This window comes from Nitrosomonas sp. Nm58 (assembly GCF_900107335.1).
In the GTDB taxonomy this organism is placed as follows: Bacteria; Pseudomonadota; Gammaproteobacteria; order Burkholderiales; family Nitrosomonadaceae; genus Nitrosomonas.
This window is the reverse complement of the sequence record NZ_FNPQ01000020.1, coordinates 40195-57487: the sequence shown is the minus strand read 5'-3', so window position 1 is coordinate 57487 and position 17293 is coordinate 40195. Positions and strand designations below refer to the sequence as shown.

Annotated in this window: 13 protein-coding genes and 1 pseudogene; 6 read left to right on the top strand and 8 right to left on the bottom strand. The window is 48.0% G+C overall.

What is annotated here, in order from left to right:
• Positions 1–83: pseudogene (locus tag BLW34_RS15605) on the bottom strand (IS5/IS1182 family transposase); the annotation flags it as partial.
• 221 nt (positions 84–304) lie between these two features.
• Between BLW34_RS15605 and BLW34_RS09280 the strand changes: the two are divergent.
• The 3 genes from BLW34_RS09280 (at position 305) to BLW34_RS09270 (ending at position 2610) form a co-directional block, all read left to right on the top strand.
• Complete coding sequence (locus BLW34_RS09280) at positions 305–607, top strand: hypothetical protein (RefSeq protein WP_090578624.1); 303 nt, start codon at positions 305–307, stop codon at positions 605–607.
• A 159-nt stretch (positions 608–766) separates the two neighbouring features.
• Positions 767–1684: a restriction endonuclease gene (locus BLW34_RS09275; RefSeq protein WP_090578621.1), complete on the top strand. Its 918-nt coding sequence runs from the start codon at positions 767–769 to the stop codon at positions 1682–1684.
• Between the two features lie 122 nt (positions 1685–1806).
• On the top strand, positions 1807–2610 hold the full coding sequence (locus BLW34_RS09270; RefSeq protein WP_090578618.1) for a carbonic anhydrase: 804 nt from the start codon (positions 1807–1809) through the stop codon (positions 2608–2610).
• Positions 2611–2632: 22 nt separating this feature from the next.
• Here BLW34_RS09270 and pgsA read toward each other — a convergent pair whose 3' ends face one another.
• The 4 genes from pgsA to BLW34_RS09250 all read right to left on the bottom strand — a co-directional run bounded on the left by pgsA (position 2633) and on the right by BLW34_RS09250 (position 6007).
• The gene (gene pgsA / locus BLW34_RS09265; protein WP_090578615.1) at positions 2633–3208 is read right to left on the bottom strand and encodes a CDP-diacylglycerol--glycerol-3-phosphate 3-phosphatidyltransferase; all 576 of its coding nucleotides are present in this window, start codon (positions 3206–3208) and stop codon (positions 2633–2635) included.
• 72 nt (positions 3209–3280) lie between these two features.
• The gene (gene uvrC, locus BLW34_RS09260) at positions 3281–5098 is read right to left on the bottom strand and encodes an excinuclease ABC subunit UvrC (RefSeq protein ID WP_090578612.1); all 1818 of its coding nucleotides are present in this window, start codon (positions 5096–5098) and stop codon (positions 3281–3283) included.
• A 15-nt stretch (positions 5099–5113) separates the two neighbouring features.
• Positions 5114–5302, bottom strand: coding sequence for a tautomerase family protein (locus tag BLW34_RS09255; protein ID WP_090541341.1), 189 nt, complete (start codon positions 5300–5302; stop codon positions 5114–5116).
• Between the two features lie 24 nt (positions 5303–5326).
• Entirely contained in the window at positions 5327–6007 is a 681-nt protein-coding gene (locus BLW34_RS09250; protein WP_090578610.1) for a uracil-DNA glycosylase, read from the bottom strand.
• 18 nt (positions 6008–6025) lie between these two features.
• Between BLW34_RS09250 and efp the strand changes: the two genes are divergently transcribed.
• The 3 genes from efp (at position 6026) to BLW34_RS09235 (ending at position 12496) form a co-directional block, all read left to right on the top strand.
• Entirely contained in the window at positions 6026–6592 is a 567-nt protein-coding gene (efp, locus tag BLW34_RS09245; protein WP_090541344.1) for an elongation factor P, read from the top strand.
• Between the two features lie 93 nt (positions 6593–6685).
• Positions 6686–8509, top strand: a complete 1824-nt coding sequence (locus BLW34_RS09240; protein WP_090578608.1) for an autotransporter assembly complex protein TamA — start codon at positions 6686–6688, stop codon at positions 8507–8509.
• 12 nt (positions 8510–8521) lie between these two features.
• Positions 8522–12496, top strand: coding sequence for a translocation/assembly module TamB domain-containing protein (locus BLW34_RS09235; RefSeq protein WP_090578605.1), 3975 nt, complete (start codon positions 8522–8524; stop codon positions 12494–12496).
• A gap of 97 nt (positions 12497–12593) precedes the next feature.
• Here the strand turns inward: BLW34_RS09235 and BLW34_RS17385 are convergent, their stop codons facing one another.
• The 3 genes from BLW34_RS17385 to BLW34_RS09220 are packed head-to-tail and all read right to left on the bottom strand — an operon-like array spanning position 12594 to position 17262.
• On the bottom strand, positions 12594–12812 hold the full coding sequence (locus BLW34_RS17385) for an MliC family protein (RefSeq protein WP_371263928.1): 219 nt from the start codon (positions 12810–12812) through the stop codon (positions 12594–12596).
• 20 nt (positions 12813–12832) lie between these two features.
• Positions 12833–16024: a multidrug efflux RND transporter permease subunit gene (locus tag BLW34_RS09225; protein ID WP_090578599.1), complete on the bottom strand. Its 3192-nt coding sequence runs from the start codon at positions 16022–16024 to the stop codon at positions 12833–12835.
• Positions 16021–17262, bottom strand: coding sequence for an efflux RND transporter periplasmic adaptor subunit (locus BLW34_RS09220; RefSeq protein WP_090578596.1), 1242 nt, complete (start codon positions 17260–17262; stop codon positions 16021–16023). The genes BLW34_RS09225 and BLW34_RS09220 overlap by 4 nt, the downstream gene beginning before the upstream one ends.
• Between the last annotated feature and the right edge of the window lie 31 nt (positions 17263–17293).

Genomic DNA, 17293 nt, shown 5'->3' with positions numbered 1-17293 from the left:
GTCTTCTTGCGCGCACTTTCCAGCAGTGGGCGGATCTGCTCGAACTGTTCGCGACTGATATCACTTGGATAACTTGTTCTCATCCTGCAAATATCACACTTTTTCTGTCAAACGAAAAGACTTTGAACAGGTTCTAAGATCGCTCATGTCAGTCTGCGTAAAGCTAAATATTTTTCGTGAAACAGCTTTCTAAGAGAAGCCTATTTTAAATTGGTTCGATTTGTTTTGAATGGAGGAAAGGGACTAAAATTTTCTGCTATCGACAGATTCTCCAAAAAGGTTCATTCATTGGCTATAAGAAAGCATGCAGCATCAAGCTGAAATATGGTCAAATTTGAAAGGTCAAATTTATTTAGAGGATGAAGCTTTCGTCACTGAAATGCAGAAAAGAATTGGGAAAGAAAAAGACGATTTAGCTATACCCAAGCAGCAAAAACGGCCGATGGCAAAGCCTTTGTCTGAAATTGCAGCGCAATACAAAGACCGCAAAACGGCAATCATTGCTGCTTACAAAACAGATGCATACAGCCAGCGAGAAATCGGAGCGTTTTATCAATTGCACCCAACAACGATTGGGGCTATTGTTCGCAAGAACAAGAATTCTTGATTCTGGACCTCGTATATTGACACCCTTGCTTAAAAATTCCAGTGGGATGTTAAAGTCCTTAATTATGAATTTTGAGTGCCCAACTAATAACTAATATACGCACCGAAGCGCTTCCTTTGGTCGTTTCCGGTGATGCATGGTCCTTGGTCGAAAAATACGATGCCAAAAAGAACAAACGATTTTCAATCGCTAATAAAAACAATTTACGAACAGATCGTGCATGATTTTGGTGGGAAAGTAACGGAATCAAGCATGGTTTTCGATAAAGAAGCTGAAATCTTGCGGGAAGTTGATATTTTAGTTGAATACAAATACGCCGGACATGATTTCAGCTTTGTTGTTGAATGCAGGGACCGTTCAAGAAGTGAAACTGTTGAATGGATAGATGGCTTAGTTGGTAAAACCAAATCGCTTAACGTAAATAAGGTTATTGCAGTTTCAAGTAAAGGCTTTGCTTCAAGTGCGAAAAGAAAAGCACAGAAAAATGGCATCGAAACATTGACGCTAGAAAAAGCAGAGGAAATTGACTGGGTTAAATACCCCATAAAACCAGGAGTTATCGTGATAACGGATGATATTTATCAAATTCACGATGTTCTTTATAAAGACGGCGAGAGTTTTGTTCCTGTAACAACCCTAGGTCTTGAAAGTAATGTGGAGGTAAATGGCGAGATTGTTGGCGATTTTAAAAGCCTTATTGAGTATTTTTTCCAAGAAAATATCGTGCCATGCATTAATGAGTATAAAAAAAGCCACTTTTTAGAGATTTTCAAAACAAGAGCAGATGTAGAGAAAATTTTGTTAGTGGAAAGTGAATACAGCTGGCCTGGAATATTTGTACTTGATGCTGATGGAAGCAGGAAAGAGTTGACGAAAATAAAATATGTTATTACCGGAGTTCGTAAATCGATGAATGTCGAACAAACTCATCATGTCTTTAATGAAAAAATGGTTTCAACCGGAAGGCATTTTGATGCAGACGGTTCAGTAATTGATTTCAATGTAGTTCAAGACCCAGATACAAAGAAGATACATGCTAGGTGGGCTAGAAGAAAAGAAAGTACAGATAATGCCTAATCGGGTAACCGGTATCAGAATGGCAGCCCCTTTCTGCTATGTTCATCCCGCAGCGAGTAAAATTGAATACGTCTAACTTTCTTCTAGCCACTATTTGATCTGAATTGAGGAGAATTATCAGCATGTGTAAAGAATGCCACTCTGTAACGTCTCGTAATCTCAAAAAAAGCCATCATGATCAAATTCATTATGTACAGAAAGACCCGAGCAAACGCTTATTTTTGAAACAAGCCGCCGTCACTGCGCTGAGTTTGGGTTTCGCAAGTGCAGGTCTTGCCGGTGACAAAGATAAAACTATCTCCGAGGCCCCTACCCCGTTAATCCCCAAACCTGAAAACATCCTAACACCTGATCAAGCGCTGGAACGATTGATAGCTGGCAATGAACGCTTTGTCTCGGGCAAATCGGAGCCATTGGATTTTCATGATGTGGAAACCTCGCTCACCAAAGGACAGAACCCTTATGCCTCCATTTTAGGCTGCTCCGATTCGAGAGTTAGTCCCGAGCATTGTTTCGATGAGGCACTCGGCGATCTCTTTGTCGCGCGTGTCGCAGGCAACTATCTGACGCACGATAATCTGGCCACGTTGGAATATTCAGTCGCAGTGCTGAAAACCCCTTTGATCATGGTGCTCGGTCACGAAAGTTGTGGCGCAGTCAAAGCGGCAATCGATGCGGTCGATCATCACCAGGACTTTCCTGGTCACATCCAGTTACTGGCGAGTGCGATCGCGCCTACCGTCAGAGCGGTGTCCGATACTTCCAGCAGCCGCCTGGTCAATGTGATCAAAGCCAATGTCATCATGACGGTCGAAAAGCTGAGAACCAAAACGCCCATACTGGATTATTATCATGATCACAAAAAAATACGCATCGTGGGCGGGTTTTACCATCTTAAAACGGGCAGGGTCGAGCTCATCGCCTGAATAGGGCAATGATGGTCGATTTCTAGGGGGAATGCTTCAGCGCTTGCGGAATAGCCGCTTTCAAGTAATAAATCATCGACCACAGCGTCAAGATTGCAGCCAGGTAAATAAGCCAGGTACCGATGACCTGCGAATCAAAATGATCTCCGATTTTTTCGTGATAGAGCAATAGCGGAATCGCAATCATTTGCGAAGCTGTTTTTATTTTTCCCAGGAAGGAAACGGCTACGCTTTTGGCTTTACCGATATGTGCCATCCATTCACGTAAGGCCGAGACGGTAATTTCCCGGCCAATGATGATCAGTGCAATCGGCGCATCCAGCCTTTCCAGATGCACCAGCACAATCAAGGCGGCTGCGACCATTAATTTATCTGCGACCGGATCAAGAAAAGCGCCAAAGGCTGACATCTGATTAAGGGTACGGGCTAGATAGCCATCCAGCCAGTCAGTGATGGCTGCCCCGCTAAAAATGATGGTAGCAATCAGATTCTGGCCAAACGGCGATAACCAGGTCGGCGGCAAATAAAAAATCCCGACAAATAAGGGGATCGCGAGTATCCGTAGCCATGTCAGCAGATTAGGAAGATTCATTGGCATAAAATATAAAAATATCAGTTCTGTTATTTAATATGCAGCAGCCATTTCACTACGTTTATTTTAGGGGCAAGCTCAATGGAGTTCACGGTAAATCTTCTCTGCCAGCGCCCGGCTGATGCCCTCTGTCTGTTGCAACTCTTCAACGCTTGCAGTCAGTACGCCTTTTAGTCCTCCGAATCGCCCCAGCAAGCTCTGGCGCCGTTTTGCACCAATGCCAGAAATCTGTTCCAGGCTTGAAACAGTACGTGATTTATTACGTCTGGCGCGATGCCCCTGAATGGCAAAGCGATGTGCTTCATCGCGAATCTGCTGAATCAGATGTAAACCAGCATGATCTGCCGGTAATTTTAACGGCTTTTCAGTCGACGGAAAAATCAATTGCTCCAAACCGGGTTTACGTCCCTCCCCTTTAGCTACGCCAAGAAAGGGTATGTCATTGAGTCCCAGCTCAATCAATACTTCCTGCGCCACACTTACCTGCCCCTTTCCACCATCGATCAGAATCAGATCCGGTAGCTTGCCCTCCTCCTCAGCCATTTTTGCATAGCGCCGTAGAAGCACCTGCCGCATCGCCCCATAATCATCACCAGGCATGATGTCAGCGATATTGTAACGGCGATACTCATTATTGCGTAGAGAGAAATTGTCATAAACCACACAGGAAGCCACCGTTGCTTCACCCATGGTATGACTGATATCGAAACACTCGATACGGGCCAGGCTCGGCAAATTCAAGGCAAGCTGTAAAGCTTGCAAGCGCTCTTCCTGACTGGCTTGCCTTTGCAGCCTCTGCTTCAGCGCTAACCGAGCATTCTCAGTCGCCATATTTAGCCATACACGCCGCTCGCTGACTGGGTTGAGCACGATCGCTATCTTACGGCCGGCCTGCTCGGACAGCAAAGGTTGCAGAATATCCAAGTGGATTTTTTCACCGATTACAATCAATGGTGGAACATGTCGATTGAGATAGTGCTGTGTAATGAACGCTTCCAGGACATCCGGTAGCTCATAGCCCTGCACATTTTGTGGGAAAAAGCTCTTATCGCCCAAATGCCGCCCCCCTCTGATCATGACCAGATTGACGCAAACTTCCTCAGCACCATCATGCAGGGAAGTGCAGGCGATGACATCCGCATCCAATGCCTTGCCGCTATCCACAAACTGTTTTTCTTGTATTTTTCGCAGTGCCTGCATCTGATCGCGGAAAATTGCAGCTTGCTCGTATTCCGTAAGATCGGATGCGATCTGCATTTTTTCAGCGATATCTTTCAGTACCTCATTTTGCTTGCCTTGTAAAAAAAGCGAGGCACTTTTGACGTCTTCACAATAATCTTCTGGTGAAATAAGGTTGACGCAAGGTCCACTACAACGCTTGATCTGATAAAGCAGGCAAGGTCGAGTACGGTGATTGAACACGCTATCTTCGCAGGTGCGCAAGCGAAACACTTTCTGCAAAAGATGAACGCTTTCTCTGACAACGCCCGCATTGGGAAAAGGACCGAAATACTGATGCTGATTATCCAGCGCGCCCCGATAAAAGGCCAATCGGGGATAAGCATGCTGGCTCAGCATTAAATAGGGATAAGACTTGTCATCCCTGAATAAGATATTGTAGCGAGGCGCCAGGCTCTTGATCAGATTGTTCTCAAGCAGCAAGGCTTCCGACTCCGAACGCGTCACGGTCGTTTCGATTCCCGTAATGTGCGAAACCATGAGCTGGATACGCGGACTCAGATTGGATTTCTGAAAATAAGACGACACTCGTTTCCTAAGATCAATCGCCTTACCGACATAAATAACTTCCCCGGCTGCGTTCAGCATACGGTACACGCCCGGCAGAGCGGGCAAAGTCGATGAGAAGACCTTGCCGTCAAATGCTGTTACTGACAAAACGCTTATTTCCTGTTATTCATCATCACCGAGCAAAGTTCCGCCAATCGCCCAGTTTTCATGGGGCATTTCATCAAAAGAAATATAGGTATAAGACTTGGGTTTATTGCCTACACGCTCCAGAGTATCGGTAATTTCCTCGGCAATCTGCTTTTTCTGTTCTCGGCTCCATGTGCCGGCAATACGGATATTGACATAGGGCATCTCAGTTTCTCCAAAATAAATTGATCAGGTTGGTAATGCCAGATCTGCACACACTCTGGCAATGACTTGCTCGAACATTTCCGCTGTCAAGCGTTTGGTTTGTGTATTGTAACGACTACAGTGATAGCTGTCATAGAGTCTCAATCCATTGGGCAGACTGTGTACAGCCCCATGACTGAAAGGAAAGTCTTTTATTTTATATCCTTGCGCCATCAATCCCGCCTGATGAGCCACATTACCCAAAGCCAGGATGCCCTGTCCGCCATGCGCTGCAAACTCGGCTATTTCAGCCGACAAATAGGCATTACATTGCCGTACCTCGCTGGGTTGCGGCTTGTTTGCAGGTGGCAAGCATTTGACAGCATTGGTAATACGGCAGTTGAGCAAACGTAAATCATCATCCACTGAAATCGACTCGCAATGACTGGCCAAGCCCAACTTATAAAGCGTTTGGTAAAGCAGGATACCGGCAAAATCACCAGTAAAAGGCCTGCCCGTACGGTTTGCACCATGCATACCTGGGGCGAGACCAATGATCAGCAGCTTAGGGGATAAATCACCGAATGCCGGTACCGGTTTGGCATGGTAGTCTGGATATTGGATTCTGACCGTATCCAGAAATTCAGCCAGGCGAGTACACTGCCGGCACTTCTCAAGAAAAGAAGCGGGTGTGGGATTACAAGCTTTTTGATGTAGAATGGTCATTTTTATAAGAAAAAAGCAATGGCAAAAGTTCTTGCAACTGAAATTCGTGTTGGCCATTTGATCGAATGGGACAAACGGATCTGGCGTGTACTGAAATGTTACCATGTTCATGTCGGCGGTCGTGGCGGTGCCTTTATGCAGGTTGAAATGAAGGATATCGAGGCCGGTACTAAAACCAATCAGCGCATTCGCACTGAAGATAAAGTCGAATGTGCCATTATCGAACCACGGGAAATGACCTTTCTTTATCAGGAAGGGAACGACTACATTTTCATGGACAAGCAAACCTACGAACAAATGAGTTTGTCGCAAGATTTCCTTGAAGGACAAAGCGAGTATCTGCTTCCCAATACCGATGTGCTGGTTAACTTCCATCATGATCGCCCGATTGGTGTGCAACTTCCCCCGAGTGTCATACTCACCATCGTGGATACCGAGCCCAATCTCAAAGGTGCAACGGCTACCAGTTCCTATAAACCTGCAACTCTGGAAACCGGATTGGTCGTCATGGTACCCTCTTTTGTAACTCAAGGCGAAAAGATTAAAGTCAACACTGATAATGGCGAATATATCGAACGTGTCTGAAACGATTTAACAAACTGAAACATTAAGTTATCTGGATTGACATGAACAATTGGAGATTAAATTCGATCGATATTGAATTGCCACCCTTTATAAATGGCGATCGATTATCCGACCCAATCTCCTGTTAGCTTCCCGATCTCCTTTTATGGTGTATGTTGGCTATTTATTACGCTGTTTGCTGTCTTATGCTTATGCGCGCTTAGTCCTGTCGTTATCGCAGCCCAAGCCAATCAAAACTCAAACAGCGAATCAGAATCGGCTGCCGTAGTCGAACTCTCTGCGCCGAAGTCCGTCAAGAAGCTCATAAAAAAACACATCTCCCTTCCTGAGGAACCCTTTGCCCATGACATTGCGCAGGCAGCTTTTGTTCGCAAGATAAGGCAGGAGATCAAAGAATTACTAGCAACTGAAGGCTATTTCACTTCTACTGTTACACTAGAAGATCATTTAACTGGAGAAAAACCCACCCTGAAAGTGGTTCCTGGGCCGCGCACTAGAGTGACTGAAGTAACGATTGAATTTCAGGGGGATTTGGCAGTAGAGGCACCTGAGCATCACCAGCGAATCGAGCAGTTACGCGCTAGCTGGCTATTAACACCACGCAAATTTTTTCGTAGTTCTGCCTGGGAAGAAGCCAAAGCAGCCTTGTTATCCAGCGTAGCCGAACGTGAATATGCGGCTGCCCAAATTGTCAGCAGTCAGGCTGAAGTTGATCCTGCGGCAGCAAGTGCAAAATTGCGCATAGTGATCGATTCCGGACCAGTATTCTACTTCGGTGACTTACAGATTACTGGGCTGGAACGATACGATCAAAGCCTGATAAGCAACTATGCTTCTTTCCAAAAGGGTGATCCTTATCACCGGGATAAACTGCTCGCTTTCCAGGCCGCGTTACAGAATATCCCTCACCTTAGCTCTGCCTCAGTCAGTATCCGTCCCGATATTGCGTATCACCAGGCTATTCCGGTAGAAGTCATACTGACCGAAGCGCATTCCCGGCGGATCGCTATAGGCGCTGGGTATAGCACCAACACTGGCGCTCGAGGAGAAATCAATTATCGTAATTACAATTTCCTGAATCGAGCATTGAATATGAGCAGCCTACTCCGTTATGAACAAAAGCGGCAGATCTTCTCGGCAAAAATCGATACGGTCCCAGACGAAAATAATTATCTCTATAGCCTGGGAGCGCGAGTCGAGCGGACCGACATCGAGGATCTAAGAACATTCAATCAAAAAGTCAGCCTCACCCGAGACCGGACTATGGAAAAAATGCGAACACAGCTCGGTATCGCTTGGCAAAGGGAAGAAAGGCAGCCGGTAGGCGCGCCCGATACCACAGCCCATGCATTAGCACTTGACACATGGTGGCGTTATCATAATGTAGATAACCCTCTACATGCCAGACGTGGCCATATTACAGAAATGCGCATTGGCGGTGGCAGCCAATATCTGCTTTCAAAACGGGATTTTGTGCGCACGTACGCACGACATCAGCACTGGTGGCCAATTGGAGCGCGTGACGTGCTGTTTCTACGTGCTGAAGTGGGTTATACCCTGGCTTCATCACGTGACGGCATTCCTCAGGAATATTTATTTCGTGCGGGCGGCATTCAATCAGTACGGGGATATGATTTTCTAAGCCTGGGGGTACGTGAAGGGGATGCCATTGTGGGTGGACGCACACTGGGCACGGGGACACTCGAATATGTGCGCTGGTTTACTGAGAATTGGGGCACCGCCTTGTTCGCGGATGTGGGTGATGCGGCAGACTCTTGGCGGTCTTTCAAACCATCACTCGGCTATGGTAGCGGTATCCGCTGGCGCAGTCCCGCTGGCCCGCTAGCGCTCGATTTAGCCAGACGACATGACACCGGCACGCTGCGGGTACATTTCTCGATTGCGGTAGCTTTCTAGTTAATTGAAAAAATGCAGAATAATGATGCCAATCCGAAACCAAGGAAAAATAGCAAAAGATCCTGGTTATTCATTTTTTTTCTCTCGTTGACGCTTACTCTGGCAGCAAGCAGCATTTGGGTAACCACCAGCACCACTGGCCTAAGATTCCTGCTGTCTACGGTGTCCCATCTCAGTGGTGAGCGTATTATATTTGAGGACGTTAATGGCACATTACGTGCTTTGAGCATAAAAAAGATTAGCTATACCAGTGACGATTTGCGCTCCACCATTGACGACATCGAACTACATTGGCAACCTCAGTTATTATTCTCCAAGCAATTATCGATCGATATGCTGGCAGTCAACGCGATTGAGTTGCAGTCTTCGCCCTCCACAGAACCATCGGTTTTGCCGGAAAGTTTGCGGCTGCCTCTCTCAATAGCCATCCAGAAGCTGGAAATTGGCGTTTTGCAGATATTGACCATCGGAAAAGAGACGCCGGACTTGACGGTCACAAATATAGCAGCAAGCGTCGAAAGTGATGCTCACCGCCATCTCCTGCAGAAAATTTCGCTTGATCTGGAACTTGGAAAACTGACTGGGTCAGTTCAGCTGAGCCCAGATCGACCTTTTAATCTGAATGCCCAGATTACGCTCGATAATCAGCAACACACTGCCAATAGCGCTATACCTGAAGCCTCTGTCTCAATCAATCTGATCGGCAACCTGGAAGAAATCAATGGAACCATCACCGGAATGAGCGCAGGTGCTCAAGGTAAGGGAGAATTTGTAGTGCGCCCGTTTGCAACCATGCCGCTTGCCAACCTTCAGCTATCGCTAGACAAACTGAATCCTCAAGCCTTTTGGGTTGATATGCCCAAAGCCAATCTGTCCATTGATGCCCATTTGCTTGAGAATACTGCCGGAAAGCTGCAGGGAAGCATGATCATCAAAAATAGTCTTCCACTACCACTTGATCAGGATGGCCTGCCTGTGATGGAAGTACGCGCGCAGTCTTCCATTTCGATGGAGGAAATCCAGCTTGACGGTATACTGCTGAAATTAGCCGATAATGCCAGTATTACTGGTCATTTCGCCTGGCAAATAGCTCAAGCGACAGGATCTGCGGATCTCAAAGTCAATCAGCTCAATCCCGCCGCACTGGATACACGACTGAAAGCTGCAAAAATCAATGGCTCTCTCAAACTCGCGGGTGATACCGCAACGCAGCAAGGGATGATCTCTCTCCGCGATAAGGCACTATCCCTTGAAGCGAGTCTAACTCGCACAGAAGCTGCCGTCAGTCTGGAAAAATTGACGCTGCGCCATGATACTTCTACGCTGACTGGGCGAGGTCAACTGAATCTGAAAGAATCTCAATCTTTTCATTTTGAAGGTATGCTCGGTCAGTTTAATTTGGCTTCGTTCATGCAGGCGCCGCCCTCAAATTTGAACGCAACACTCAAATTTTCGGGAAAACTTGCCCCACAAATCAGTGGCGTCGCGAGTTTCACCGTGACGAAAAGCCAGTTCGCCCAGCAGCCAGTCATAGGTAAAGGTCAGCTAGCGTTTGATGATACCAAGCGAATCAAAAGCGAAGTCAGCTTACAAATTGGCAGCAATCAACTCAGCACTCAAGGTGCTTTTGGTAACAAAGGGGATCGGTTATTACTGAATATTGCCGCACCCGCACTAGCACAGTTGGGGTTAGGGCTGGAAGGCGATCTCAATGCACAGGTAACTCTGGCCGATACCTTAGATTCTCCCCGGCTACTCATTGAAAGCAGCGCGAAGCGCTTGATGATTAGCAACCACCACCTATCGAATTTTACCATCACAGGAAATCTGCACGAAACAGCCGTGGCACTCGATATCAAAGCTGCAAACTATCGTTTGGATACCGAAGATTATCTGAAAAGCTTAGCGATCACATTGTCCGGCAATAAGGCCCGGCATACGCTAAGCATAGAAACGGGTTTACCAAAGGATTCACATCTTGCATTTCAGACTACAGGAAAACTCGCTCTTCCTACAGAAAACCCACAGCATTTTCAATGGAATGGCGAACTGGAAAAATTATCGGCGACTGGCTTGCTGCCCTTTCACTTCTTAAACCAGCCCACACTCAGCATCAGTCAAAAGCGGATTGCCTTGGGGCCAACCAGAATTTCTGTTGCTGAAGGTGAAATCAACATACTCGACACCCATTGGACCCCACAGCAATGGTCAACCCGTGGAACATTAGCGGGTATTACCCTGAAATCGGAAAATGCACTGCCTCAAAGCGTTCAAGCACTGCAAATGGGAGGTGAATGGGATATCACCGCCAGCAAGCAGTTGAGGGGTCATCTACGCATCGCTCGCGAAAGGGGCGACTGGGCATTCTTGCTCGAAGACTCTCCCCTTCAACTGGGCTTGCAGCAATTTCAATTCGATGCGCGTGCCCAGGATGGTAGCTTGTCAGCAGATTTGATAATTCATGGTGAACGAATTGGGGAAACAGTGGCAAACGGAATTATCCCTTTAGTCTATAAAGATGGCGTCTGGCAAATAGCTCATGACCTGCCGCTGAGTGGCAAAATAAACGTCAATGTTGCAGATTTATCCTGGATTGGGCCAATAGTAAACAGTAACCTGAAAAGTAATGGTCGATTTTCCATCCAAGCCAATGTAGCCGGCACGTTTAATCACCCTCGCCTAGACGGCACTATCCTTGGAGAAGAACTGGCGATTGCCCTACTGGATCAAGGTATGCATCTACAACAAGGAAGCCTCAAAGCCCATTTCAATCAAACCTCATTGCAAATCAGCACCCTTACTTTCGTTGCACCCCATCAATCTCCACCCGGCGATCCCCTCTTATCCAAAATAAAATTGCCCAAAGAGTCAGGAAAACTTACGGTAATGGGGGCCATCGATTATCAAGACCAACGCAGTCATTTAACGATCGACCTAGATCACCTCCCCTTAGCGCAACAGCCTGATCGGTGGATCGTGGCTTCTGGAAATGGCCAGGTGAGCTTAAACAAGCAACAACTCACGATCGATGGCAAATTGACAACCGATGCCGGTTTTTTACTCCAGCCTGAAGCTGGACAGCCGCAATTATCCGATGATGTGATCATCATTGGGCAGTCTGCTCCCCCTGCCAATTCTCAGAAGCTTCTGGTAAATCTGGGCGCTACATTGGATTTAGGGGAACATTTCTACTTGCGCGCGTCTGGGTTAGAAGGCCGATTAGCCGGGCAATTGCATTTAAGCAGCAAACCTGGACGAGCACTGCATGCAATCGGAACGATTGCTGCTCGTGATACGCTCTTTAATGCTTATGGCCAACGCTTAACGGTGCAACGCGGTATCGTCAGCTTTGATGGCCCCCTCGACGATCCAGCACTGAACGTACTGGCAGTCCGCAAGGATTTACCCGTGAACGCAGATGCTAGCGCCTATTATGATCGACGCTTGGGCGCAGGCAGCATCGCCAGCTCTGATAGCCCCGGGCTCAACGCACTGTCAGCCCGCAAGGATCTGGCTGTGGAAGCCGGTGTTCAAGTCACGGGTACGGTACGCCATCCGATTATTAAGCTGGTATCCACCCCCAACGTCCCCGATTCTGAAAAGCTATCCTGGATCGTATTGGGACGTGCGCCTGATGCCAGCGGCGTGGATACTTCATTGCTGATCGCTGCTGCTAGCTCTATTCTAGGTGGGCAATCCGGCGGGGGTGTGATTGATCAGATCGGTCAAGCGCTGGGTGTCGATGAGTTTTCGATTAGACAACAGCAGGCGACCGGGAGTACAACCGACAGCGCATTAAGCAGCCAGATCGGCGTCGTCGGTAAGCGTCTTAGCTCGCGTGCCTATCTTAGTTATGAACGAGGACTCACCACCGCAGCCGCGGGTATCACCAAACTCACCTACAGCCTGACACGAAATATTACTCTAGTGACCCGCGCAGGTGACGATAATGCAATCGATCTGTACTATACCTTTCAGTATGATTGAGCAAAACGAGAGTAGATCGACTTCGACAGTCCTCGATTAACTTTACCTGTTCGCTCCAAGATTATTTGTGATATTTATTCATGAATCCAACCAACGACTACTCAGAACAGAAGTAATACTCTGACTGCGAAGTTTTTTCTATCTGTTTTGTGCATATGCTCCTGAAATGATGAGCGCCCCCCTTATGCTCCCATAGGGACTCGTTACGGCCCTGATACTTCGAGCCGCTGGCACTCGGCTGCAGATACATCAGCGATACCTGATCACCGCGCTCAGCAATCAGCGTAGGAGGATCAGTCTGGAAGAAGGTGGTCACAATCACTTTTTGAAAAATAACTACTCTGATTTTTCTTTTGCAGAAAAGGAATCATCGGCCTCAATTTGTTTGGTTTCAGATACTGCTTCAGACACGGGATGTTCAGCTCGTCGCTTGATTTTTCCAATCAATACGAAAAATAGCGGCACAAAAAAGATCGCTAGAAATGTGGCGGCCAACATACCGCCGAATACGCCCGTTCCGATGGAATTCCGGCTCGCTGCGCCCGCTCCCGATGCGATCACCAGCGGAAACACACCGAGAATGAAGGCCATGGAGGTCATGATGATAGGCCGGAAACGGAGGCGTGCCGCCTCAAGCGCTGCGTCGACTAGGGATACACCTTCGGCATAGCGTTGATTGGCAAACTCGACGATCAGGATTGCATTTTTAGCAGCCAGTCCGATCAGGGTGACTAAGCCGATTTGAAAATAAATATCATTGCTCAGTTCTCGCGTCCAGATAGCCAGCAGCGCTCCAAAAATCCCAAAAGGTATCGCAAGAATAACCGCAAATGGAATAGACCAGCTTTCGTATAAAGCAGCCAACACCAAAAAAACCATGAGTAGCGCAAAAGAAAATACCAGCACAGATTGCCCCCCAGCTTTGCGCTCCTGGAAGGATATCCCGCTCCAATCAAGCGTGTAGCCCTTTGGAGTCAGAATTTCATTCGCTACCTGCTCCAGTGCATCAAGCGCTTGCCCTGAACTATAACCGGGTGCCGCGCCCCCCAGCACGAGCGCTGAATTGAATCCGTTGAAATGGGTCACCGGGTCTGACCCGCTGTTAAACTCAGTGGTTACAACGGAACTCAGCGGGATCATGGTGCTTGTCGTGCCATCCTGGGCGCGTACATAGATTTTACTAATGTCATCCGGGTTAGACCGGTATTCGGGCAATGCTTCCGTTTGCACCCGGTAGATGCGGCCAAATTTCACAAAATCATTGATATACAGATTTCCAAAATAAGCCTGCATAGTATCGAAAACTTCAGAAATAGGTACGCCCAATGCTTTGGCCCGTTCCCGGTCTACCTGAGCGTAAAGCCTGGGGGCGCTTACACGAAAATTGGTGCTGGCAACGGCGATCGCAGGATGTTCCATGGCTTTAGTCACAAATTCCTGAGCGACCGCAGCAAATTCGGAAAAATCACCCCCACTCGGATCTTGCAATTGAACCGAGAAACCTCCAGTAGAACCCAGCCCACTGATCGAGGGCGCATTAAAGGCCAGGATCAAGGCCTCAGGGATTTTGGCAAACTCCTGAAAAGCGGCCGCAATCAGACTGGGGACCTGCTCATGCGCATTTTTGCGGGTATCCCAATGATTTAATGGGATGAACATCGTTGCCTGATTGGTTCCACGGGTTCCGAACACAAAATTCTGACCAGCCAGCGTATCCGTTGAATGCACTGCCGGAATCGATTGGAAGTAGCCTTCTATCTTACTCAGTACTTCAGTGGTTCGCGTCAAAGAAGCACCGTCTGGCAACTGGACGATGGTAATAAAATAACCTTGGTCTTCTTCCGGAAGAAAACTGCCTGGAATGGTTCTGAATAGGCCAAGGATAATGAATATCAATACCAAAAAGATGGCTATCGACATCACCGACCGCTTAAGGATGATGCTGACAGCCCCGACATAGCGTGTTTGCATCCAATCAAATGACCGATTAAATATTTCCCAGAACCGATTGGGGGAACCATGGCTCGGCTTGAGAACCAAGGCGCACAGAGCAGGACTGAGGGTTAGCGCCACGAGCCCGGAAATCGCAACGGACAACGCAATGGTAATCGCAAATTGTTTATACAATTCACCGGTAATTCCTCCCAAAAAGGCGGCGGGTACAAACACAGCAGTCAGCACCAGAACGATCGCAATCACCGGACCGGTCACCTCCCCCATCGCTTTTTTTGCTGCATCCTTTGGCGATAGCCCACTCTTGGCCATATGCCGCTCAACATTCTCGACTACCACAATCGCATCGTCCACCACGATACCAATGGCCAGGACCATACCGAACAGAGTAAGCGTATTAATAGAAAACCCCAGCGCTTCCATACCCGCGAGCGTTCCAATCAGCGAAACAGGAACGGCAAGAGCCGGAATGAGCGTCGCACGCCAACTCTGCAAAAAAAGAAAGACGACCAGGATGACTAAGAGCAACGCCTCACTGAGGGTCTTCACGACCTCTTTGATGGAAACATCAACGAATGCAGTAGTGTCGTAGGGGATGTCGTAGGACACGCCTGCCGGAAAACTTTTAGTTAGCTTGTCCATTTCCTGGCGGACTCGCTGAACGGTATCGAGCGCATTAGCGCCCGGGGAAAGAAAAGTCAAAATAAACGTATTGGGTTTTCCATTCCACCGTCCTGCAAGATCATAGGATTGCGCCCCCAGCTCCACCCGCGCGACATCGCGCATTCGCACCATGGAGCCATCCGGATAAGCGCGAATAATCATGTCTTCAAATTCCTTGACCTCGCTCATCCGGCCGCGCGTAATAACCGGGATAGTAAGTTCTGTCCCTTGTGGCGTAGGTTCACGGCCTATCCTGCCAGCCGGGAAATCCCGATTTTGCTCTCGAACGACAGCCGCAATTTCAGTCGGTGTGAGATTAAGCTGCGCCATACGAATAGGATCGAGAATTAACCGCATGGAATAATTCTGACCACCAAAAATAATGGCGTCGCCGACGCCAGGCAGCCGTTTAACGTTATCGAGAATTCGCAGCAGCCCATAATTCGACAGATAAACAGTATCATGCTTAGGATCGGTGGAGCTCAACGCAATGACCGCCAGCAAATCAGGCGATGTCTTTTTTACCGTAATGCCCTGACGAATGACTTCATCCGGCAGTTGAGGCTCGGCAAGACGCTGTCGGTTCTGCGTTTGCACTTGGGCAATGTCCACATCCGTTCCGATCTCGAACGTGAGCTTCATTGTCATGTGCCCATCGTTCGTACTGGTCGATTCGTAATACAGAAGGTTATCGATACCAGGCAGTTGCACCTCAATTGGGCGCGCTACGGCTTCTGCGACCACTTCTGCACTGGCACCGGGATAATCTGCATCGATTTGCACCATGGGCGGGGTAATTTGCGGAAACTGCGCGATGGGTAACGCCTGCAACGCAACCAGACCCATTACGACAATGATGATCGATAAGACCGATGCAAAAATAGGCCGGTCAATGAAAAAATGTGAGCTCATGACACGTTATGCGTGATTGGTTTTTCAGTATGAATAAGGGAGGAAGTCTTTTCTCTCTGATATTGAATAGCGTTTACTCGCGTTCCTGGCAGAATTCGATGAAACCCATCTACTACTACCCGCTCTCCTACATACAGCCCCGCTTCGATCAACCATTCGTTACTATGCCACGCGCTAGCCTGAATCGGCCGGAGTTCTGCTTTCTCTTCCTCGTCAATCACATAGACAAATGAACCACTCGTTCCCTGTTGAACGGCGCGCTGAGGAATGAGAATAGCGTTGCTCCGAATGTAGCCCTTGATACGAATCTTGACGAATTGGCCAGGGTAAAAATAGGACTGTCCAGGTTCTTTTGCTCCTTCTGGATTGGGAAATTTGAATCGCCCTTGCAGGGTACCCGTTTCAGGCCGCAAGGCAACATCCGAGAAATCCAGCACTCCTTCCTCTGGATACACGCTCCCATCCGAAAAAGTCATCACCCCGCGTAATTGAAAGAGATCGGGCCTCTGGACTTTAAGTTCAGCAAGTTCGCGACGGCGCCGCAGGAGATAGCTTTCAGGAACGCTCACATTGACATACATGGGATCGAGCTGATCGATCGTGGCTAAAAGGGTAGTCTGGGCAGAGATCAATCGCCCTTCGTAGAAATGGCTCCTGCCGATGCGGCCGTTCACCGGCGCAGAGATCATGGTATTGTCCAGATCGAATTTTGCCTTGATCAGATCATTTTGTGCAGCCTCCAGAGCAGCTTTGGCTGCCAGCACTTCCGCCTGAGCATCATCAACATTTTTTTTGCTGACAGCCTGTTTCTCAAGCAGCGGTTTCACACGCGCCAAATCTTGTTTAGCTTGAGTCAGTCGGGCCTGAGCCTCGGCCACTTTGGCTTTGCTACTGAGGTAAATGGCTTTAAATGGCACGGGGTCAATCAGGTACAGCCGGTCTCCTTTTTTTATATTCCGGCCCTCGGTAAAATAAACTTGTTTGATGATGCCACTGACCTGCGAGCGAATCTCCACCGGGCGAAAAGCTTCAGTCTGCCCGATAAATTCCGCTTCATCTTCAATCTCCCGGGCAGCCACAGTAATGACCCCCACTTGAGGAGCAGGTGGGGATGCGCTTGTAGAAGCCTTCTCTGAGCAACCAGCAAGCAGAACCAGGAACAACCCGATAATCATGCTTGTTATGGCACGCCCTATTCGAGCGGTTAATGCGGTTAGCCATTGGATAGTTTGATGCATAGATTCAACTCTTAGTTATTCTTGAAAAAGA